Below are 20,803 nucleotides of genomic sequence, written 5' to 3'. Positions count from 1 at the left end.
CCAAAGTCGGAAAGTCGCCCGTCTGACGGGACATTCGTGGCGTTTGCTACCGCTGGGTAAACCCAGTGATCTAGGTTACAGCCCAAGTCAGCCCCGCCCCGACGAACTGAGTAGGTAACAGATGCCGACCACCATCGACACCGCCTTCCTCGACACCATGCCGCCCAACGTCGCCGTCCAGCTCTTCGACCGCGTCGCAGCGACCCCCGACGCCGAGGCGTTCCGCTTCCCCCGCGGGGAGGCGTGGGAGTCCGTCACCTGGAAGCAGGCCGGCGACAAGGTCGAGGCGCTCGCCGCGGGCCTCATCGCGCTGGGCGTCGAGCCCGAGCAGCGGGTCGGCATCGCCTCCGGCACGCGCTACGAGTGGATCCTCGCCGACCTCGCGATCATGTGCGCCGCCGGCGCGACCACCACGGTCTACCCGACCACCAACGCCGAGGACACCGTCTACATCCTGGGCGACTCCGAGAGCCGCGTCGTCTTCGCCGAGGACGACGAGCAGGTCGCCAAGCTCACCGCGCACCGCTCCGAGCTGCCGCACGTGACGAAGGTCGTCACCTTCGAGGGCGCGACCGACGGCGACTGGGTGATCTCCCTGGAGGACCTCGCCGCGCTCGGCGCGGAGAAGCTGGCCGAGCAGCCCGACGTGGTGCGGACGACGTCGCAGGCGATCCGTCCCGACCAGCTGGCCACCCTCATCTACACCTCCGGCACCACCGGCCGCCCCAAGGGCGTGCGGCTGCGCCACTCGTCGTGGGTCTACGAGGGCGAGGCCATCCGCGCGCAGGGCATCCTCGGGCCCGACGACCTCGAGTTCCGCTGGCTGCCGATGGCCCACTCCTTCGGCAAGGTGCTGATGTCCACGCAGATGGCCTGCGGGTTCGCCGCGGCGATCGACGGCCGGGTCGAGAAGATCGTCGACAACCTGGGCGTCGTGAAGCCGACCTTCATGGGTGCCGCGCCGCGCATCTTCGAGAAGGCCCACGGCCGGATCGTCACCATGCAGGCCGCCGAGGGCGGTGCCAAGGAGAAGATCTTCAAGAAGGCCTTCGACGTCGGCCTCGAGGTCGAGCGCCGCAAGCGCGAGGGCAAGTCGGTGCCCATGGCCCTCAAGGTGCAGCACGGCCTGTTCGACAAGCTGGTCTTCTCCAAGATCCGCGACCGCTTCGGTGGGAACGTCCGGTTCTTCATCTCCGGAGCCGCAGCGCTCAACCGTGACATCGCCGAGTGGTTCGGCGTGGCCGGCATCAAGATCCTCGAGGGCTACGGCCTCACCGAGACCTCCGCCGGCTCGTTCGTCAACCACCCCGACCGCAACAAGTTCGGCACGGTAGGGCCGGTCTTCCCCGGCAGCGAGGTCAAGCTCGGCGACAACGACGAGATCATGATCAAGGGTCCCGGCGTGATGGACGGGTACCACAACCTGCCCGAGGAGACCGCCAAGACGCTGACCTCCGACGGCTGGTTGCACACCGGCGACAAGGGCGCCCTCGACGAGGACGGCCACCTCGTCATCACGGGTCGGATCAAGGAGCTCTTCAAGACCTCCGGCGGCAAGTACATCGCGCCGCCGGCGATCGAGTCGAAGTTCAAGGCCGTGTGCCCCTACGCCAGCCAGTTCATGGTCTTCGGCGACGAGCGCAACTACTGCGTCGCGCTCATCACCCTCGACCCCGACGCGATGGCGGGCTGGGCCGAGGAGAACGGCATGGGCGGCAAGTCCTACACCGAGATCGTGCAGTCCGACGAGGTGCAGAAGATGGTCGGCGGCTACGTCGACGAGCTCAACAGCCACCTCAACCGCTGGGAGACCATCAAGAAGTGGAAGCTCCTCGACCACGACCTGACGGTCGAGTCGGGCGAGCTGACCCCCTCGATGAAGGTCAAGCGCAACGTCGTGCAGGAGAACAACCAGGCGCTCATCGAGCAGATGTACGCCTAGGGTTCGCCGACGGACGGGTGCCGGTGGGCGACCACTGGCACCCGTCCGTGCGTGGGCCACGTGGTTGGATACCGGCGTGTCCCCCGCTCAGCCCGACGGTGACGTCGCCCCCGAGGACGGACTGCTCCCCGACGAGGCGTGGGCGCAGTTCGGCAGCAAGCCCTTCGGGCTCTACGTCCACGTGCCGTTCTGCTCGGTGCGGTGCGGCTACTGCGACTTCAACACCTACACCGCGCAGGAGCTCGGCGACGAGGTCGGCGCGAGCCGGTCGTCGTACGCCGAGGCGGCGATCCGCGAGATCCGCTTCGCGCGCCAGGTGCTCGGGCACCGCGACGTCCCCATCGAGACGATCTTCTTCGGTGGTGGCACCCCCACGCTGCTGAAGCCGGCCGACCTCGGCGCCATCGTGGCCAGCGCGGCGGCCGAGTTCGGGCTCGTCGACGACGTCGAGATCACGACCGAGGCCAACCCCGACAGCGTCGCCGCCTGGGACCTCGAGGAGCTGCGCACCGCCGGCTTCAACCGGATCAGCTTCGGCATGCAGTCCGCCGTCGACCACGTGCTGCGCACCCTCGACCGCACCCATGACCCGATGCGGGTGCCGGCCGTCGTCGACTGGGCCCGGCAGGCCGGGTTCGACGACGTCAGCCTCGACCTCATCTACGGCACGCCGGGGGAGTCGCTGGCCGACTGGGAGACCTCGGTCGACGTCGCCCTCGGCTGCCGGCCCGACCATGTCTCGGCGTACTCCCTCATCGTGGAGGAGGGCACCGCGATGGGCCGTCAGGTCCGGCGCGGTGAGCTCCCGATGCCCGACGAGGACGACCTGGCCGACAAGTACCACCTCGTCGACGAGAAGCTCGCCGGCGCCGGGATGAGCTGGTACGAGGTGTCCAACTGGGCCACGTCGCCCGACCACTGGTGCCGCCACAACCTCCTGTACTGGACCGGCGGGCACTGGTGGGGCGTCGGGCCCGGCGCGCACTCCCACGTCGGCGGGGTGCGCTGGTGGAACGTCAAGCACCCGGCGGCCTACGCCCAGCGGCTCGCCACCGGGGTCTCCCCGGCCCAGGCGCGGGAGGTGCTCGGCTACCAAGACCAACGGGTCGAGCGGATCCTGCTGGAGATCCGGCTCGTCGAGGGGCTCCCGGTCACCGCCCTCGAGGCCACCGGCCGCTCCCACGTCGCCCGCCTCGTCGCGGACGGGCTCGTCGAGCTCGTCACCGAGCGCCTCGTGCTCACCCAGCGCGGCCGGCTCCTCGCCGACGCGATCGTGCGCGACCTCGTCGACTGAACCGCCCTCGGTGGTCGAGTAGCCCACGAGGAACGAGCGGGCGTATCGAGACCCTCGGATCGCGGATCTCGATACGGGTCGCCAGTCCTTCGCTTCGCTCAGGTCTAGCCGAGCCCTACTCGATCTCCCGACCTCTTCAGCCCTTCGCTCCGCTCAGGGCTGGGTCGTGAAGTCGATGAGCTCCTCGACCCGGCCGAGGAGCGCGGGCTCGAGGTCGGCGAAGGAGCTCACCCGGCCGAGGATGTGCTTCCACGCGCGGGCGATGTCGGCCTGGTCACGGTGCGGCCAGCCGAGCTGCTGGCAGGTGCCGGTCTTCCAGTCGATGCCACGGGGGATGGCCGGCCACGACGCGATGCCGAGCCGGTCGGGCTTGACCGCCTGCCAGATGTCGATGAACGGGTGCCCGACGACCAGGACGTGCTTGCCGATGGGGGAGCGGGCGATGCCCTGCGCGATGCGGGCCTCCTTGGACCCGGGGACCAGGTGGTCGACGAGGACGCCGACCCGTCGCTGGGGGCCGGGCTTGAAGTCGCGCAGGTGCTCGGCGAGGTCGTCGACGCCGCCGAGGTACTCGACGACCACGCCCTCGATCCGCAGGTCGTCCCCCCAGACCTTCTCGACGAGCTCGGCGTCGTGGCGGCCCTCGACGAAGATCCGGCTGGCGCGCGCGACGCGGGCGCGGGCGTTGGGCACCGCGACCGAGCCGGACGCCGTACGCGTCGGGGCGGCCGGCGCGCCCGCCCGCACGGGACGGGTGAGGATCACCGGCCGGCCCTCGAGCAGGAACCCGGGGCCGAGCGGGAACGTACGCCGCTTGCCGCGCCGGTCCTCGAGCGTGAGCGTGTCGATGTCGCGGTCGACGGCGACGACCTCGCCGCACCAGTCGGTGGTGACCTCCTCGACGACCATCCCGAGCTCGGTCGGCACCTCCGTGGCACGACCGTTCCTGGGGACGCGCCAGTCACCGGAGAGGACGTCGGTTCCGTAGCGATCCTGGGGCACCGGTCCACGCTAGGCGTCCGCCTGCCCGACGGCCGGGTGGCACGCCGTGCGACGCGGGTCACACCTGCGGGCTCAGCCTCCGGCGATGCCGCCGCCCTCGGCGCCGTCGCCGCTGTTGGCGTCGTCGCCTCTCTCGGAGTCGCTCCCGTCGGAGTCGCTCTGGCCGGGCGCCTGGCTCGCCCCGTCGTCGTTGCCCAGGTCCTCCTGGGTGGCGTCCATCTCGAGCTCCTCGCGACTCTTGGTGTTCTCGTCGTCGGGGTCGAGGGGCTCGGCCAGCGGGTTGTCCTCACCGGGCTGCAGGTCGTCGGGCAGCTGGTCGTCGGAGATGCCGCCCAGGGTGGCGCTGTCGGGTGAGGTGGTGTCGCCGGAGTGGTCGGAGTCGGCCGGGCTGGTGCCGCTGCCCGCCTTGGGCGTGTCGGTCGACTCGGTGTTGTCGGTCTGGGACTCGCTGTTCTCGGTCATGCACCAGTCCTACTGGGCCAGCTGGCCCGGGACCAGCCCCATGAGGGTGTGGGCTGAGGGTGTGGCGCAAACTAGATGAGCGGGAGGCGCTTCTGGCTGCGGGGCAGGTGCTCGTAGCCGAGCCGGACGGCGCTCTCGAGCCGCTCGCGCTCCCAGGGCCACTCACCGGCGGCGAGCGCCTCGGACTGCGGCACGCCGCGCGAGGCCAGGTCGCGGATGGTCTCGGCGATGACGCCGAGCTCGACGCGCTGGTCCTGCACGAACGCCTTGTCGACGACCTGCCCGTGGCCGGGCACGACGACCGTCGCGTCGGTCATGAGGCCGATGACGAGGTCGAGCGTCGCCGGCCACTCCAGTGGCCAGGAGTCGTCGCCGATGAACGGCGGGTCGGACTCCTCGACCAGGTCCCCGCCCAGCAGGACGTCCGCATCCGGCACGCGTACGACGAGGTCGCCGGCCGTGTGACCGCGCCCGGGGTGGATCAGCTCGACTGCCCGGTCGCCCAGGTCGAGCTGCACCGCGGAGGAGAAGGTGCGGGTGGGCAGCCGGAGGGTGGTCGCCAGGATCTCGTCGCGCCGCGGGTGGACGGTGTCCTGCTCGTAGTGCTCGAAGGTCCGCTCCGAGGACTCGACCATGTGCTCGGCCGCCCAGTCCGTCGCGTGGATCGGCATCTCGCCGAACTGCTCGACCAGGGTCGCGTTCCCGAAGTGGTGGTCCCAGTGCTCGTGCGTGTTGACCAGCCCGGTCAACGGGCCCGCGCCGAGACGGCGTACGTCGTCGGCGACCACTCGCGCCTGCTCGGCCGACCCGTGCGTGTCGACCATGAGCAGGCCGTCCGAGCCGCCGACGAGCGTGATGTTGACGTGCATCCAGTCGTAGTGCGCGACCCAGACGCGCGGGGCGACCTCGGTGAACCGAGGGGTGTCGTCGGGCATGCCCGCGAGCCTACGGACTGCTAGTAGTCTTGGCACTCCGGGCGAACGAGTGCCAGAACGCGACGTGCAGAGGAGAGGCTCGATGGTCGACGACCGCAAGCTCGACGTGCTCCGCGCGATCGTCGAGGACTACGTGGCCACGGAGGAGCCGGTCGGCTCCAAGGCGCTCGTGGAGCGGCACGGTCTCGGCGTCTCGCCGGCGACGGTCCGCAACGACATGGCGGCGCTCGAGGACGAGGGCTACATCCACCAGCCGCACACCAGTGCCGGCCGCGTCCCCACCGACAAGGGCTACCGGCTCTTCGTCGACAAGCTCGCCACGCTCAAGCCGATGAGCGCGGCCGAGCGCCGGGCGATCGCGACGCTGCTCGACGGGGCGGTGGACCTCGACGACGTCGTGCAGCGCTCGGTCCGGCTGCTCAGCCAGCTGACCCGCCAGGTCGCGATCGTGCAGTACCCGACGCTCTCGCGCTCGACGGTCCGCCACATCGAGCTGGTGTCCCTGACCCCGACCCGGGTGATGGTGATCCTCATCCTCAGCACGGGCCGGGTCGAGCAGCGCCTCGTCGAGCTCGACGCAGCCGTGGTCGACAGCGACCTCGCCGAGCTGCGGGTCGCGGTCAACCAGGCCAGCGTCGGCGTGCAGATCGCGGCGGCCGCGGCGGCGCTCGGCGACCTGCCCGACGGCGTACGCCCCGAGCAGGTCGACTCGACCCGTGCGATCGTGGGCGTGCTGACCGAGGCGATGTCCGACCACCGCAGCGACGAGCGCGTCGCGGTCGGCGGCACCGCCAACCTCGCCCGCTACGGCGACTTCGACACCGCCGTCCGACCGTTGCTCGAGGCGCTGGAGGAGCACGTCGTGCTGCTCAAGCTGTTGGGGGAGTCGGGCACCGACGCGCTGACGGTGCGCATCGGCCACGAAGGCCCCTACTCCGAGCTCGCGGCCACGAGCGTCGTGGCCACCGGCTACGGCCCGCAGGAGTTCCACCTCGGCTCCCTCGGCGTCGTCGGCCCCACCCGCATGGACTACCCCGGATCCATGGCAGCCGTGCGCGCGGTCGCGCGCTACGTCTCCCGGATCCTCGATGAAGGAAACCAGTGACACAGGACCCCTACGAGATCCTCGGCGTCTCGCGCGAGGCGAGCGCCGACGACATCAAGAAGGCCTACCGCAAGCTCGCGCGGCAGCTGCACCCCGACGTCAACCCCGACCCGGAGACGCAGGAGCGGTTCAAGGACGTCTCCCGCGCCTACGAGGTGCTGAGCGACCCCGGCAAGCGGGCGGCCTACGACCGTGGCGGCGACGCCTTCAGCCAGGGCTTCGGCGGTGCCGGGCAGGGCTTCAGCTTCACCGACATCATGGACGCGTTCTTCGGTGGCGGTGCCGCCGGCGGTGCGCAGACCCGAGGCCCGCGCTCGCGGGCCCGCCGCGGCCAGGACGCGCTCATCCGCCTCGACGTCGAGCTCGCCGAAGCGGCCTTCGGTGTCACCCGCGACCTCAAGGTCGACACCGCGCTGCGCTGCGAGGCGTGCGAGGGGCAGGGCACGGCGCCCGGCACCAAGCCGGTCACCTGCGAGACCTGTCACGGCCAGGGCGAGGTCGCCGTGGTCCAGCGCTCCTTCCTCGGTGAGATCCGCACCCTGCGCCCCTGCGCGGCGTGCCGCGGGTACGGCTCGATCATCCCGGACCCCTGCCGTGAGTGCTCCGGCGACGGCCGGGTGCGCTCGCGCCGCACCCTGACGGTCAAGATCCCGGCCGGTGTCGACCACGGCACGCGCGTCCAGCTGACCGGTCAGGGCGAGGTCGGCCCGGGCGGCGGCCCGGCGGGTGACCTCTACGTGGAGATCCACGTCGACCCGCACCCCACCTTCACCCGCCACGGCAACGACCTGCACACCACGATCTCGCTGCCGATGACGGCGGCCGCCCTCGGCACCCAGCTCACGCTGCCCCTGCTCGAGGCCGACCTGCCCGCCTCGTCCGAGGAGTCGTCGGAGACGACGACGACCTACGACCTCGACATCCGGCCCGGCACGCAGGCGGGCAGCGAGCAGGTGATCCGCGGCTTCGGTGTCCCGAGCCTGCGCGGCGGTCGCGGTGACCTCGTCGTCAGCATCGCGGTGGAGACCCCCACCCGCCTCGACCCGCGCCAGGAGGAGCTGTTGCGCGAGCTCGCGGCGATCCGGGGCGAGGAGCAGCCCGACGGCAAGAACGAGGCGCCCCACAAGTCGATGTTCGGTCGGCTCCGCGACGCCTTCCAGGGCTGAGCCGGGGTGTCGCTCCCGGTCCACCTCGTCGAGTTGCTGGACGGAGCCGCGCCCGGCTCGCTCGTCGAGGTGACCGGCGACGAGGCGCACCACGCGGTCGCCGTACGACGCCTCCGCGAGGGTGAGCAGGTCGTCCTCACCGACGGCCGGGGCACGTCGGCCACCGGGACGGTCGCGTCGACGGGCAAGCGGGTCTTCTCCGTCACGGTCGGCTCCGTCGCGCAGGATCCCCGCCCGGAGCCGGCGATCACCGTGGTGCAGGCCCTGCCCAAGGGCGACCGCGGGGAGCTCGCGGTCGAGGTCCTCACCGAGGTCGGCGTCGACCGCATCGTGCCGTGGGCGGCCTCGCGGTCGGTCGCGGTCTGGAAGGGCGAGCGGGCCACGAAGTCCCACGCGAAGTGGCAGTCCACCGCTCGGGAGGCGGCCAAGCAGTCGCGCCGCTCCTGGCTCCCGGGCGTCACCCCGCTCGCCTCCACCGCCGACCTCGCGGCCGTCGTCGCGGAGGCCGACCTCGCGGTCGTGCTGCACGAGGACGCCACCCTGCCGCTGGGCGCGCTCGAGGTCCCCGAGGCCGGCCGGGTGGTGATCGTCGTCGGGCCCGAGGGCGGCATCAGCCCCGACGAGCTGGAGCAGCTGGGTGACGCCGGCGCCCACGCCGTACGCCTCGGGGCCGAGGTGCTGCGCACCTCCACGGCCGGCGTCGTCGCCGCGGCCGCGGTGCTGGCCCGCACCAGCCGCTGGGCCTGACGCGCCGGGAGCTACTCGACGACCGTGATCCGGCGGGTGTCGGAGTCGGTGGTGCCGTCGAGGTTCTTGACCGTCGCGATCACCTCGTACTCGCCGGGCCGGAGGTCGTCGCTGCGCTGGCCGATGGAGAAGGAGCCGGGGGAACCGTTCGTCTGGTCGAGCGTGGAGGTCGCGGGTCCCAGGACCACAGCGGTGCTGCCCACCCGCTGTATCCGCACCGTGACGAGGCCGTCGGCGCTGGTGGCGCGTCCGTCGACCCAGACCGTGCGGTCCGCGCGCACGGTCCGGCCATCCGAGGGCTCGGACAGCGACACCGGGGCGAGCACGTCTCGGTCGGGCGATCCCGTCAGCGGCGCCGTCGTCGGCACGCCGAGGATCGTGTCGGTGACCTGCCCCTCGAGCTGGACGTCGACGGGCACGCTGCCGTGGCCGTAGGTGGCCTGGGCGGTGCGCACGAGCTGCTCGAGCGCGAGCCGGGCGTCCTCCTCGCTCATGTCCGCCGGACGGTCAACCGGAGCGCCGTTGAGGATGACCGTGACCCCGTCCGGCCCGGGCAACCACTGGCGGAGGGCCACCCCCTCGGGCCAGGGGGAGCGGTAGTCGGGGTCGAGCGCGTCGCCCCGGAGGGCCGCGTCGATGCCGAGGACCACCCGCGAGTCGCGATCGATGTCGGGCCGGAGCTCGCGGTAGAGACGTGGGCCAGCCGCGGTGTCGCCCACGAAGTAGACGGCCCCCATCTCGACTGTCACGCCTCCGTCGGTCCCTGACTCGTCCGTCTCGGCTCCGTCGGTTGCGACAGGGTCGGAGGTCGACGCGGGGCCCACAGGGTCCGGCTCCTTCGTCTGCGTCGGGCCACCGGTCGTCACCGCGAGGGCCGTGACCACGGACGCGGCGACGAGCCCGGCGCCGCCGACCACCCACCACCCGCGACGGGTACGACGACCGGTGGGCGCGGTGGCGGCCCGGATGGCGTCCAGCCGGTCAGCAGGCTCGACGTCGTCGGCGACCTCGTGGAGCAGGTCCCGGATCAGCTGGTCGTTCATGACGGGTCCTCCCACCAGTCGCCGAGCAGGTCGCGCAGGGCAGCGCTGCCTCGGGATGCATGTGACTTGACGGCGCCGCGCGAGACACCGATCGCCTCCGCGATCTGCGCCTCCGACCAGTCCAGGTAGTAACGCAGGACGAGCACCTCGCGCTGGCGCTCGCTGAGCTGGCGCAGCGCTTCCCGGACGGCCTCACGGCGGGCGCCGGCCACGCTGGGTCCGTCGACGGTGCCCTCGCCCGGCGTGGTGGCGCGCACGTGCCGTTCGACGACGGCGCGGTGGCGCAGCGCCGACCGGGAGCGGTTCACGACGGCCTGGCGCAGGTAGGCGAGCGCCTTCTCGGGGTCGCAGAGCCGCGACCACTTGCCGTGCATCGCGACGAACGCGTCCTGCACGACGTCCTCCGCTGCCTGCTGGTCGTGGACGAGCAGGGTGGACAGCCGGACGAGCTGTCGCCAGTGGGCGGCGTACAGCTGCTCGACCGCGACGTCTGCGTCCGCGCCGACGAGGCTCAGGTGGTCGGGCACCGAAGTCCTTCCTCGGCGGGGGCTGGTCTGGATGGTCACGGCAAGGTGACGCGCCAGCACTCGATCCGGTTGACGGCTACTGCACCGTGATCGTCTTGGTGTCGACGGCCGGTCCGGGACCCTCGGTGCCCCCGGTGGGGTCGTCGGTCTCGCACTGCACCACGACCTCGCCGGTGACTCCGTCGAGCGGGAGGTCCACCTCGAACGGGAACAGCTTGTTCTCGATCCAGCCGCCCGTCTGGTAGCCCTCGAGCGCGATCTCCTCGCCGTCCTGCAGCAGGCGGCACGGCCCGCTGGCCTCGAACGAGTTCGCCACGCCGGTCACCGTCACCGTGTCGCCGGTGACGGTGTCGCCCTCGGCGGGCGAGGTGATGTTGACGAGGTTGAGGGTGCGCAGCACCGAGGCCGCCTCGAACGGCGCGTCCGTCGGCAGTCCGAGGAGCGGTGCCCCGCCCTCCCGCTGGACCTGCACGGGCACCCGCTCCTGCTGCACGCCCTGGAGGGTCCGGACGAGCTGCTGGACCGCGAGCTTCGCGTCGCGCCTCGACATCCCGTCAGGACGGTCGGTGAACCCGTCGGCGGGGATCTCGACCAGCAGCACCCCGTCCGTGGCCTGGACCGAGGAGATCTCCACGCCGGGCCAGAGGGTGCGGTAGTCCGGGTCGACGGGCTGGCCCCCACCGGCGACGATGCGAGCGGCGTCGGTCAGCGGGTCGCCCTCGACGCGCTGGAACTCCCGGAACAGCACGGTGCGTCCGCCCGGGCCGTCCCCGGCGAAGTAGACCGGGACCGCGGTGCCGGCCGCCGCAGGCTCCGACGGGGACTCGGCGGGCGACTCGGTCGGGGACGCCGGATCTGACTGGTGCCCGGCGTCGGACCCGGTCTCCGAGGGCTGCGGTTCCTCGGTCGCGGTGCCAGTGTCGTCCGAGACCGGCGTCGGGTCGTCGCTGCACGCGGCCAGGGCGAGGCCGCTCGCCACGACGACCGCCGTGGCGCCCGCCCAGCGTCGTACGGCATGGGCGCGAGCCGGTCGAGCGGTGGTGGGGAAGGTCATGCTCGTCACGGTAGTAGGACGCGCGGTCACCGCTTCCGGTCCCACGCCGCGCCGCCAGAGCCTAGGCTTGGCCCCATGAGCGAGACGGCCTCCGACTGCATCTTCTGCAAGATCGTCGCCGGCGAGGTCCCGGCCGACGTGCTCGGCCGCAACGACCACGCCGTCTCGATCAAGGACCTCAACCCGCAGGCGCCCTTCCACGCCCTGGTGATCCCGGTGGACCACCACGACAACGCCGCGGCCTCTGCGGCCGCCGACCCGGCCAGCATCGGTCACCTGGTCGTCCTCGCCGACGAGGTCGCGCGCGAGGCCGGCAACTCCGACTACCGGCTCGTCGTCAACACCGGCGCGGGTGTCGGCCAGACGGTGTTCCACACGCACGTCCACGTGCTCGGCGGCTCGTCGCGCCTGTCCGAGAAGCTGGTCTGAGGGCATGGTCGGCCGCACGAACCGCACCCGGCCCGCGCTCGCCGCGCTGCTCGCCGCCGGGCTCCTCGCCCTGTCCGCCTGCAGCGGGAGCGACGACGCCGGGACCGCTGACCAGACGGCGACCCAGCCTGCGGACTCCCCGACGAGCTCGTCCACCCCCGAGGCCGACGAGGCCGGCCAGTCCGCGCAGGCCGGCCACAGCGGGCACTACGCGGAGCCCGCGAGGTCCCGGCCGCTACGACCCGGCGAGACGCGGGCCACGATCGCCATGCCCGGCGCCTACACGCCCTCGGCTCCCTACGGCACCGGCACCGACGACTACCGGTGCTTCCTCCTCGACCCCGAGCTCGACCGGGACGCCTGGCTCACCGGCACGCAGGTGCTGCCCGGCAACCCCGACGTCGTGCACCACGTCATCCTGTTCCAGGTCCCTCCCCGACAGGTCGCCGCAGCCGAGGCGAAGGACGCCGCGGAGGAGGACGAGGGCTGGACCTGCTTCGGCGGCACCGGGCTCGACCGCTTCCAGAACGTCGACCGGTCCTCGTGGATCGGTGCCTGGGCGCCGGGGGGCAAGGAGTCGGTCACCAAGCCCGGCTACGGCATCCGCCTGCGCAAGGGGAGCCGGATCGTGATGCAGGTCCACTACAACCTGCTGGCCGGGCAGCAGCCCGACACCTCCGCCGCCCAGCTGCGCCTCGCGCCCGGCAAGCGCGACTACCAGGCGCTCAGCACGATGCTGCTGCCCGCGCCCGTGGAGCTGCCGTGCCGGCCGAAGCACTCCGACGGGGAGCTGTGCGACCGCGACGCGGCGCTCGCCGACGTCAAGGAGCGCTTCGGGGCGGAAGGCAACACCGCCGACCTCCTCTACTTCCTGTGCGGCGGCGAGCCGCGTGCGGGTGAGGTGCAGTCGTGCGTCCGCACCCTCGGCGAGCCGATCACGATCCACGGGGTCGCCGGCCACATGCACCTCCTGGGCCGCTCGCTGAAGATCGAGGTCAACCCGGGGACACCGCAGGCGCGCACCATCCTCGACATCCCCGTCTGGGACTTCGACGACCAGGGCAGCCGTCCGATCGACCCGATCCACCTCGAGCCCTTCGAGCAGGTCAAGGTCACCTGTCGCCACGTCCAGTGGCTCCGGGACCGGCTGCCCTCCTTCGAGGGGCAGCCGGACCGATACGTCGTGTGGGGCGAGGGCACCACCGACGAGATGTGCCTCGGGATGCTCCAGGTGACGCGGCCCTGACGGGGGCAACCCCTATACAGGTGGGCCGTACGCCGACGGCTCGGTAGCATGGTGGGGCTCTACCACCGACCCGGAAGGCCGCCCGCACGGGCATCCATGACTGCGACGAACCAGCCAGGCTCCCCCCAGGAGCGACCGACCCACACCGTGGTCGTCCCCAACAGCATCGACATGGTCTCCGTCCTGGGCCCGGGTGACGAGCACCTCCGGCTGATCGAGCGGGCCTTCGACGCCAGCGTCCACGTCCGGGGCAACCGGATCACGCTCGCCGGCGAGTCGGCCGAGGTCGCCACCGCCGAGCGCCTCCTCGACGAGATCGTGACGCTGGTCCGCACCGGCCAGGGCGTGACCGGCGAGACGGTCGAGCGGATCATCCAGATGCTGCGCACCGAGACGCAGGAGCGCCCGGCCGACGTGCTGAGCCTCAACATCCTGTCCAACCGGGGTCGCACGATCCGGCCGAAGACGCTCAACCAGAAGCGCTACGTCGAGTCGATCGACAAGAGCACGATCACCTTCGGCATCGGTCCGGCCGGCACCGGCAAGACCTACCTGGCGATGGCCAAGGCCGTGCAGGCGCTGCAGGCCAAGGAGGTCAACCGGATCATCCTGAGCCGTCCCGCCGTCGAGGCAGGGGAGCGGCTCGGCTTCCTGCCCGGCACGCTCAGCGAGAAGATCGACCCCTACCTGCGGCCGCTCTACGACGCGCTGCACGACATGGTCGACCCCGAGACGATCCCCAAGCTGCTCGCCGCCGGCACCATCGAAGTTGCCCCGCTGGCGTTCCTGCGAGGTCGCTCGCTCAACGACTCCTTCATCATCCTCGACGAGGCGCAGAACACCACGCCCGAGCAGATGAAGATGTTCCTCACCCGCCTCGGCTTCGGCTCGCGCATCGTCGTCACCGGCGACACCAGCCAGGTCGACCTGCCGTCCGGGACGAAGTCGGGCCTGCGGGTCGTGGAGGGCATCCTCGACGGCGTCGAGGACATCTCCTTCTGCCGCCTCACCGGCACCGACGTCGTACGCCACCGCCTCGTCGGTCGCATCGTGGAGGCCTACGAGGTCTTCGACGCCCGGACGCAGGACGGTGCGAGGTCGAAGCCGAAGTCCGGACCCAAGAGCACCACCGGCCCGCGGAGCCAGCGATGAGCATCGAGGTCCTCAACGAGTCGGGCCTCGAGTTCGACGTACGCCGTCTCTCCCGGCTCGCGCGCTTCGTGATGGAGCAGATGCGCGTCCACCCGCAGGCCGAGCTGTGCATCAAGGCGGTCGACGAGGACACCATCGCCGAGCTCAACGGCCAGTGGATGGAGAAGGAGGGCCCGACCGACGTGCTCGCCTTCCCGATGGACGAGCTGCGCCCCGGCAAGGTCAACGAGGAGCCCGAGGAGGGCGTCCTCGGTGACCTGGTGCTGTCGCCGGCGGTGGCCGAGCGGCAAGGCGAGGAGGCCGGTCACGGGCGCGAGGCCGAGATCGACCTGCTCACCGTCCACGGCATCCTGCACCTCCTCGGCTACGACCACGCCGAGCCCGAGGAGCACGCGGTGATGTTCGGGTTGCAGGGCGAGCTGCTGGAGAAGTGGCGCGCGTCGGTCGAGCCTGCCTGACATGACCGCCGACATCTGGCAGCTCGGCTCGGCCGCACTGCTGGTCGTCCTCGCCGGGCTCTTCTCGGCCGCCGACGCCGCCCTGGGTGGCTTCTCGCGCGCCCGGGCGGAGGAGCTGAAGGCCGAGGGCCGGCCCGGTGCCGTGCGCCTGGTCAAACTCCTCGACGACCCGGCCCGCTACCTCAACACCGCGCTGCTGATGCGCCTGCTGTGCGAGATCAGCGCGATCGTGCTGGTCGCGACATGGGCGCGCGACGCCTACCAGGGCTCGCCCGTCCCGACCTTCCTCACCACGATCGGCGTGATGCTGGTCGTGTCCTTCGTCGTGATCGGCGTCGCGCCGCGCACCATCGGCCGCCAGCACGACGTGCGCGTGGCGCTGGCGTCGGCGGGTCCGCTGTCGCTCGTGACGACGATCCTCGGCCCGATCCCGGCGCTGCTGATCCTCCTCGGCAACGCGATCACGCCCGGCAAGGGGTTCAGCGAGGGCCCGTTCTCGACGGAGACCGAGCTGCGCGAGCTCGTCGACCTCGCCGAGGCCGGAGCGATCATCGAGTCCGGCGAGCGCAAGATGATCCACTCCGTGTTCGAGCTCGGGGACACGATCACCCGCGAGGTGATGGTCCCGCGCCCCGACGTCGTCTACATCGAGCGCCACAAGAACATCCGCCAGACGCTCTCCCTCTTCCTGCGCAGCGGATACTCCCGCATCCCGGTCATCGACGAGAACCTCGACGACATCGTCGGCATGGCCTACCTCAAGGACCTCGTCCGCCGTGACTTCGAGGCCCCCGACGTCGAGTTCACGCAGCGCGTGGACGAGGTGATGCGGCCGGTGCACTACGTCCCCGACTCCAAGCCCGTCGACGCGCTGCTCACCGAGCTGCAGGCCCGGCGCCAGCACATCGCCGTGGTCGTCGACGAGTACGGCGGCACCGCCGGGCTCATCACGATCGAGGACGTGCTGGAGGAGATCGTCGGCGAGATCACCGACGAGTACGACGCCGAGGAGGTCGAGGTCGAGCACCTCGACGGCGGCGCGATCCGGGTGTCGTCGCGCTACCCGGTCGACGACCTCGACGAGCTGGTCGGCTTCGACGTCGAGGACGACGACGTCGACAGCGTCGGCGGGCTGATGGCCAAGCACCTCGGCAAGGTCCCGCTGCCCGGCTCGGTGGTGGAGTGCCACGGGCTCCGGCTCGAGGCCGAGCGCGCCACCGGACGACGCAACAAGATCGAGACCGTCCTGGTGACGGTGCTCGCGCCGGAGTCCGACGCCACGGACGACGACGCCCCGATCGGCTCCGCCGGCCGCTGACTAGGGTTGCTCGCATGAGCAACGACGCCGTCGACCTCAGTGCCGAGGACGCCAAGCTGGTGACCCTCGCCCGCGCGACGCGTGCGCGGGCGCGCGCCGACGAGGGCGCCGCGGTGCGCGACCTCGACGGCCGCACCTACGCCGCCGCCAGCGTGCGTCTCGAGCACCTCGACCTGTCGGCGCTCGACGTGTGCGTGGCGATGGCGGTGTCGTCCGGCTCGGCCGGTCTGGAGGCCGCTGTGGTGCTGGCCGACGGCGAGCCCGTCCTCGCCGCCGTCCGTGACTTCGCCGGCACCGGCGTGCCGGTGCACCTCGGTGACGCGCGCGGCGCCATCGCCCGCTCGCTGGCCACCTGAGAGCCGGCTCGACCGCAACCTGCTCGCGCGAGCGGCCCGGGATCGCTAGCGTGGAGACGTGCGAACGGCTGTTGGTCGCGAGCAGCATGCTGCCGGGGAGGCGAGGCTCAGGGAGTCCTACGCCGCCCTGCCGCCGGGTGCGCCCGTGCGGCTGGCCAAGCGCACCAGCAACCTCTTCCGCGGCCGGTCGGAGTCCCGGGTCGGCCTCGACGTCTCGGGGCTGACCGGTGTCGTCGAGGTCGACGGCGACGTTGCCGAGGTGCAGGGGATGTGCACCTACGAGCACCTCGTCGAGGTGACCCTCGCGCACGGCCGGATCCCGCTGGTCGTGCCCCAGCTCAGGACGATCACGCTCGGGGGCGCGGTCACCGGCCTCGGCATCGAGTCGACGAGCTTCCGCAACGGCCTCCCGCACGAGTCGGTCCTCGAGATGGACGTGCTCACCGGGGCCGGCGAGGTCGTCACGACCAAGCCGGGCGACGAGCTCTTCGACGCCTTCCCCAACTCCTACGGCTCCCTCGGCTACGCCACCCGGCTGCGGATCGAGCTCGAGCAGGTGCCGCCGTACGTCGAGCTCCGGCACGTCCGATTCCCCGACGCGGCCTCGCTCGCCGAGGCCGTCGCCCGCGTGGTCGACGAGCGGGCCTGGGCGGGGGAGAGCGTCGACGCAGTCGACGGCGTCGCCTTCGCCCCCGACGAGCTCTACCTCACGCTCGCGCGCTGGACCGACGCCCCCGGTCCGACGAGCGACTACGCGGGCCAGCAGGTCTTCTACCGCTCGCTCCAGCAGCGCAGCACCGACCGGCTCACGATCAACGACTACCTCTGGCGCTGGGACACCGACTGGTTCTGGTGCTCGCGCGCCTTCGGCGCACAGCACCCGCTCGTGCGGCGCGTCTGGCCGCGGCGGCTGCGGCGCTCGGACGTCTACTGGAAGCTGGTCGCGCTCGACCGCCGCCTCGGCGTCGCCGACCGGCTCGACCGGCGCGCCGGTCGAGCCCAGGGCGAGCGCGTCGTGCAGGACGTCGAGGTCCCGGTCGAGCGGCTCCCCGAGTTCCTGTCCTGGTTCGACCGGGAGGTCGGCATGCGCCCGGTGTGGCTGTGCCCGCTGCGGCTGCGCCGCGGTGCGGACGGCTCCGGCGACCGGCCGTGGCCCGGCTACCCGCTCAGCGCGGCCACGACCTACGTCAACGTGGGCTTCTGGGGCATCGTCAACGTCGGTCCCGACGCACCCACGTCCCCGCGCAACCGGGCGATCGAGGCGAAGGTCTCCGAGCTCGGTGGCCACAAGAGCCTCTACTCCGAGGCCTTCTACGCGCCGGAGGAGTTCGACCGCCTCTACGGCGGCCAGCACCTGGCCGCCGTCAAGGCCGCCCACGATCCCGACGACCGGCTGACGTCCCTCTACGACAAGGTGGTGCAACGACGATGACCTTCCACACGGACCCCGGCTCGCGACGCGGTGCGCCACGCCTGACGATCGGCGACGCGATGGACCGGCTGGTGAGGGGCGGACTGCCTCTGCACTTCACGGCCTACGACGGGAGCAGTGCAGGGCCGCCGAGCGCGGACGTCGGGATGCAGCTGCTCAACGAGCGCGGGCTCGCGTACCTGATGACGGCGCCCGGCGACCTCGGCATGGCGCGGGCCTACGTCAGCGGCGACCTCGACCTGTCAGGCGTCCACCCCGGCGACCCCTACGACGCGCTCGTGCTGCTCAAGGACCACACGAAGTTCCGGGTGCCGGCGCCGTCCGAGGCGGTGCACATCGCCCGCAGCCTCGGCCTGTCCCACCTGCGCCCGCCCGCCCCGCCCCCGCAGGAGCACCTGCCGCGGTGGCGCCGGGCGGTCGAGGGCCTGCGCCACTCGATGACGCGCGACGCCGAGGTGATCTCCCACCACTACGACGTCTCCAACCGGTTCTACGAGATGGTGCTCGGCCCGTCGATGGCCTACACCTGCGCACTCTACGAGACACCCGACGCGACCCTCGAGGACGCGCAGACGGCGAAGTTCGAGCTCGTCTGCCGCAAGCTCGACCTGCAGCCCGGCCAGCGCCTGCTCGACGTCGGCTGCGGCTGGGGGACCATGGTCCGCCACGCCGCCCGCGAGCACGGCGTACGCGCCCTGGGCGTGACGCTGTCGCTCGAGCAGGCCCAGTGGGCCAAGGACGCGATCGACCGCGAGGGCCTCGGCGACCTGGCCGAGGTGCGCCATCTCGACTACCGCGACGTCGTGGAGTCCGGCTTCGATGCCGTCAGCTCGATCGGCCTCACCGAGCACATCGGCGTGCGCAACTACCCCGCGTACTTCCGCCACCTCCGCGACCGGCTCAGGCCCGGCGGCCGCCTGCTCAACCACTCCATCACCCGGCGGCACAACCGCCGGACGGAGACCGGCCACTTCATCGACCGCTACGTCTTCCCCGACGGGGAGCTGATCGGCTCGGGCACGATCATCCGCGCCGCGCAGGACCAGGAGCTCGAGGTGCAGCACAGCGAGAACCTGCGCCTCCACTACGCCGCGACGCTCCGCGACTGGAACCGCAACCTCGTCGAGCACTGGGACGAGTGCGTGGCCGAGGTCGGGGAGGGGACGGCCCGCGTGTGGGGCCTCTACATCGCCGGCTCGCGCATCGGCTTCGAGCGTGACGAGGTCGAGCTGCACCAGGTCCTCGCGACCCGCAACCACGACGACGGCAGCTCCGACTTCCCGATGCGTCCCGACTGGTGAGCCACCGATAACCTCGTCGGGTGAGCACCCGTGCAGCCCAGTTCCAGGCGACCGTACGTCGCCGCGAACCGCTCTCGGACCACCTCGTCCGGCTGGTGCTGGGCGACATCGACGGCTTCACCTCGACCGGGATCCCCGACGAGTGGGTCGGCCTCGTGGTGCCCGGCCAGTTCCAGAGCCGCTACTACACAGTGCGCTCGTGGGACGGTCACGAGCTGACCCTCGACGTCGTGGTCCACGACGTCGGGCTCGTCACCGAGTGGGCCATGCGCGACTGCGTCGGCGACACCGTCACGATCACCGAGCCGAAGGCCTCGTTCGCCCCGCCCCCGGGGGCGTCCTGGCTGCTGCTCGTCGGCGACCTGACGGCCATGCCCGCGATGGCCCGCATCGCCGAGTCCCGACCCGACCTGTCCACCCGCGTCATGGCCGAGGTCCCCGACGACCTGGCCGGCTACCTGCCGGCCGGCGTCGACGTCACCTGGCTGGCCCCGCCGGCGCCCGGGCAGAGCGCGCTCGCGGAGGTGGTCGAGGGCATCGAGTGGCCGCAGGGCGAGGGCTACTTCTGGATGGCCGGCGAGTCCGCCCAGATGCGGGCGATCCGCAAGCACCTGATGCGCGAGGTGGGCCTGCCGACCAGCCACTACGACGTCATGGGCTACTGGCGGGCCACGGCCGCCCGGCAGCCACGCGCAGTCGACCCCGGACCGATCTGGCGCGCGGGCAAGGCGGCGGGCAAGACTGACGAGCAGATCTGGGCCGACTACGACGCTGCCAGGGAGACGAGCGATGGCTGACCACGACGACGAGCCGGACGCCGAGCTCGAGCTGGACGACGACGAGCTCGACGACGACGAGTTGGACGACGACTTCGACCTGTCCGGCGTCGCGCCCGCGGCCGCGTTCTACGAGGCACCGGAGGGCTACCGCAGCGGCTTCGCGTCGTTCGTCGGCCGTCCCAACGCGGGCAAGTCGACGCTGACCAACGCGCTCGTGGGGCAGAAGATCGTCATCACGTCGTCCAAGCCGCAGACCACCCGCAACGTGGTGCGCGGCATCGTCCACCGCGACGACGCCCAGCTGATCCTGGTCGACACCCCCGGACTGCACCGTCCCCGCACGCTCCTGGGCGAGCGGCTCAACGACCTCGTGCGCACGACGTGGGCGGAGGTCGACGTGGTGGCCGTCTGCTTCCCCGCCAACGAGAAGATCGGGCCGGGCGACCGGTTCATCGTCACCGAGCTCGCCAAGGTGCGCCGCACGGTGCGTATCGCGGTCGCCACCAAGACCGACCTGGTGACCCCCGAGCAGCTGGCGACCCACCTGATGGACATCGCCGCGCTGGGCGAGGAGACCGCCACCGAGTGGGCCGAGATCGTGCCCGTCTCCGCCGTGGCGGGCGACCAGGTCGACCTGCTCGCCGACCTGCTCGTCGGGCTGCTGCCGGAGGGGCCGCCGCTCTATCCCGACGGCGACCTCACCGACGCGCCCGAGGAGGCGCTGGCCGCCGACCTGATCCGCGAGGCCGCCCTCGAGGGCGTGCGCGACGAGCTGCCGCACTCGATCGCCGTGGTGGTGGAGGAGATGGGCCTGCGCGAGGGGCGTCCCGACGACAAGCCGCTGCTCGACATCGTGGCCAACCTCTACGTCGAGCGCGACTCCCAGAAGGGGATCATGATCGGCCACAAGGGCTCGCGCCTGCGCTCGGTCGGCACGGCTGCCCGCAAGCAGATCGAGGCGCTGCTCGGCACGCCGGTCTACCTCGACCTGCAGGTCAAGATCGCGAAGGACTGGCAGCGCGACCCGCGCCAGCTGCGCAAGCTCGGCTTCTGAG

21 protein-coding genes are annotated in these 20,803 nt (G+C 71.8%); 15 read left to right on the top strand and 6 right to left on the bottom strand.

What is annotated here, in order from left to right; genetic code table 11:
• The first annotated feature begins 121 nt into the window (after positions 1-121).
• Complete coding sequence (locus tag AC3A3L_RS00320; protein ID WP_487638040.1) at positions 122-1,942, top strand: AMP-dependent synthetase/ligase; 1,821 nt, start codon at positions 122-124, stop codon at positions 1,940-1,942.
• A gap of 76 nt (positions 1,943-2,018) precedes the next feature.
• Positions 2,019-3,236 (top strand): radical SAM family heme chaperone HemW, encoded by a 1,218-nt coding sequence (gene hemW, locus AC3A3L_RS00315; RefSeq protein ID WP_487638039.1) that lies wholly within the window; start codon positions 2,019-2,021, stop codon positions 3,234-3,236.
• Between the two features lie 153 nt (positions 3,237-3,389).
• Here the strand turns inward: hemW and AC3A3L_RS00310 are convergent, their stop codons facing one another.
• From AC3A3L_RS00310 to AC3A3L_RS00300, 3 genes are all read right to left on the bottom strand, one after another.
• On the bottom strand, positions 3,390-4,238 hold the full coding sequence (locus AC3A3L_RS00310; protein ID WP_487638038.1) for a DUF3097 domain-containing protein: 849 nt from the start codon (positions 4,236-4,238) through the stop codon (positions 3,390-3,392).
• Between the two features lie 72 nt (positions 4,239-4,310).
• Positions 4,311-4,700 carry a hypothetical protein gene (locus AC3A3L_RS00305; RefSeq protein ID WP_487638037.1) on the bottom strand — a complete coding sequence of 130 codons (390 nt, stop codon included), beginning with the start codon at positions 4,698-4,700 and terminating at the stop codon, positions 4,311-4,313.
• Positions 4,701-4,771: 71 nt separating this feature from the next.
• Positions 4,772-5,635, bottom strand: coding sequence for an MBL fold metallo-hydrolase (locus tag AC3A3L_RS00300; RefSeq protein ID WP_487638036.1), 864 nt, complete (start codon positions 5,633-5,635; stop codon positions 4,772-4,774).
• An 82-nt stretch (positions 5,636-5,717) separates the two neighbouring features.
• Between AC3A3L_RS00300 and hrcA the strand changes: the two genes are divergently transcribed.
• The 3 genes from hrcA to AC3A3L_RS00285 are packed head-to-tail and all read left to right on the top strand — an operon-like array spanning position 5,718 to position 8,653.
• Positions 5,718-6,740 carry a heat-inducible transcriptional repressor HrcA gene (gene hrcA / locus AC3A3L_RS00295; protein WP_487638035.1) on the top strand — a complete coding sequence of 341 codons (1,023 nt, stop codon included), beginning with the start codon at positions 5,718-5,720 and terminating at the stop codon, positions 6,738-6,740.
• Positions 6,737-7,906: a molecular chaperone DnaJ gene (gene dnaJ / locus AC3A3L_RS00290; RefSeq protein ID WP_487638034.1), complete on the top strand. Its 1,170-nt coding sequence runs from the start codon at positions 6,737-6,739 to the stop codon at positions 7,904-7,906. The genes hrcA and dnaJ overlap by 4 nt, the downstream gene beginning before the upstream one ends.
• 6 nt (positions 7,907-7,912) lie before the next feature.
• A complete protein-coding gene (locus tag AC3A3L_RS00285) occupies positions 7,913-8,653 on the top strand; it encodes a 16S rRNA (uracil(1498)-N(3))-methyltransferase (protein ID WP_487638033.1) in 741 nt (246 codons plus the stop codon).
• An 11-nt stretch (positions 8,654-8,664) separates the two neighbouring features.
• Here AC3A3L_RS00285 and AC3A3L_RS00280 read toward each other — a convergent pair whose 3' ends face one another.
• From AC3A3L_RS00280 to AC3A3L_RS00270, 3 genes are all read right to left on the bottom strand, one after another.
• Positions 8,665-9,696: a GerMN domain-containing protein gene (locus AC3A3L_RS00280; protein WP_487638032.1), complete on the bottom strand. Its 1,032-nt coding sequence runs from the start codon at positions 9,694-9,696 to the stop codon at positions 8,665-8,667.
• Complete coding sequence (locus AC3A3L_RS00275; protein ID WP_487638031.1) at positions 9,693-10,223, bottom strand: SigE family RNA polymerase sigma factor; 531 nt, start codon at positions 10,221-10,223, stop codon at positions 9,693-9,695. The genes AC3A3L_RS00280 and AC3A3L_RS00275 overlap by 4 nt, the downstream gene beginning before the upstream one ends.
• Before the next feature lie 76 nt (positions 10,224-10,299).
• Entirely contained in the window at positions 10,300-11,277 is a 978-nt protein-coding gene (locus AC3A3L_RS00270; RefSeq protein WP_487638030.1) for a Gmad2 immunoglobulin-like domain-containing protein, read from the bottom strand.
• Positions 11,278-11,352: 75 nt separating this feature from the next.
• Here AC3A3L_RS00270 and AC3A3L_RS00265 point away from each other — a divergent pair, with 75 nt between their 5' ends.
• The 10 genes from AC3A3L_RS00265 (at position 11,353) to era (ending at position 20,802) form a co-directional block, all read left to right on the top strand.
• Positions 11,353-11,706: an HIT domain-containing protein gene (locus AC3A3L_RS00265; protein WP_487638029.1), complete on the top strand. Its 354-nt coding sequence runs from the start codon at positions 11,353-11,355 to the stop codon at positions 11,704-11,706.
• A 4-nt stretch (positions 11,707-11,710) separates the two neighbouring features.
• Positions 11,711-12,952 (top strand): hypothetical protein, encoded by a 1,242-nt coding sequence (locus tag AC3A3L_RS00260; protein WP_487638028.1) that lies wholly within the window; start codon positions 11,711-11,713, stop codon positions 12,950-12,952.
• A gap of 96 nt (positions 12,953-13,048) precedes the next feature.
• A complete protein-coding gene (locus AC3A3L_RS00255) occupies positions 13,049-14,104 on the top strand; it encodes a PhoH family protein (RefSeq protein ID WP_487638027.1) in 1,056 nt (351 codons plus the stop codon).
• The gene (ybeY, locus tag AC3A3L_RS00250) at positions 14,101-14,562 is read left to right on the top strand and encodes an rRNA maturation RNase YbeY (protein ID WP_487638026.1); all 462 of its coding nucleotides are present in this window, start codon (positions 14,101-14,103) and stop codon (positions 14,560-14,562) included. Before AC3A3L_RS00255 ends, ybeY begins: the two co-directional genes overlap by 4 nt.
• A 1-nt stretch (position 14,563) precedes the next feature.
• Positions 14,564-15,880 carry a hemolysin family protein gene (locus AC3A3L_RS00245; protein ID WP_487638025.1) on the top strand — a complete coding sequence of 439 codons (1,317 nt, stop codon included), beginning with the start codon at positions 14,564-14,566 and terminating at the stop codon, positions 15,878-15,880.
• A 14-nt stretch (positions 15,881-15,894) separates the two neighbouring features.
• The gene (locus AC3A3L_RS00240; protein ID WP_487638024.1) at positions 15,895-16,236 is read left to right on the top strand and encodes a cytidine deaminase; all 342 of its coding nucleotides are present in this window, start codon (positions 15,895-15,897) and stop codon (positions 16,234-16,236) included.
• 58 nt (positions 16,237-16,294) lie between these two features.
• On the top strand, positions 16,295-17,668 hold the full coding sequence (locus tag AC3A3L_RS00235; protein WP_487638023.1) for an FAD-binding oxidoreductase: 1,374 nt from the start codon (positions 16,295-16,297) through the stop codon (positions 17,666-17,668).
• A complete protein-coding gene (locus tag AC3A3L_RS00230; RefSeq protein ID WP_487638022.1) occupies positions 17,665-18,969 on the top strand; it encodes a class I SAM-dependent methyltransferase in 1,305 nt (434 codons plus the stop codon). The genes AC3A3L_RS00235 and AC3A3L_RS00230 overlap by 4 nt, the downstream gene beginning before the upstream one ends.
• Before the next feature lie 20 nt (positions 18,970-18,989).
• On the top strand, positions 18,990-19,766 hold the full coding sequence (locus AC3A3L_RS00225; RefSeq protein WP_487638021.1) for a siderophore-interacting protein: 777 nt from the start codon (positions 18,990-18,992) through the stop codon (positions 19,764-19,766).
• Complete coding sequence (gene era, locus AC3A3L_RS00220; protein WP_487638020.1) at positions 19,759-20,802, top strand: GTPase Era; 1,044 nt, start codon at positions 19,759-19,761, stop codon at positions 20,800-20,802. Before AC3A3L_RS00225 ends, era begins: the two co-directional genes overlap by 8 nt.
• Position 20,803 lies beyond the last annotated feature (1 nt).

The sequence above is a fragment of the Nocardioides sp. Soil_C_8 genome, assembly GCF_057656315.1.
Note: the sequence above shows the minus strand (reverse complement) of the source record. Positions and strands in the feature narration are given on the sequence as shown.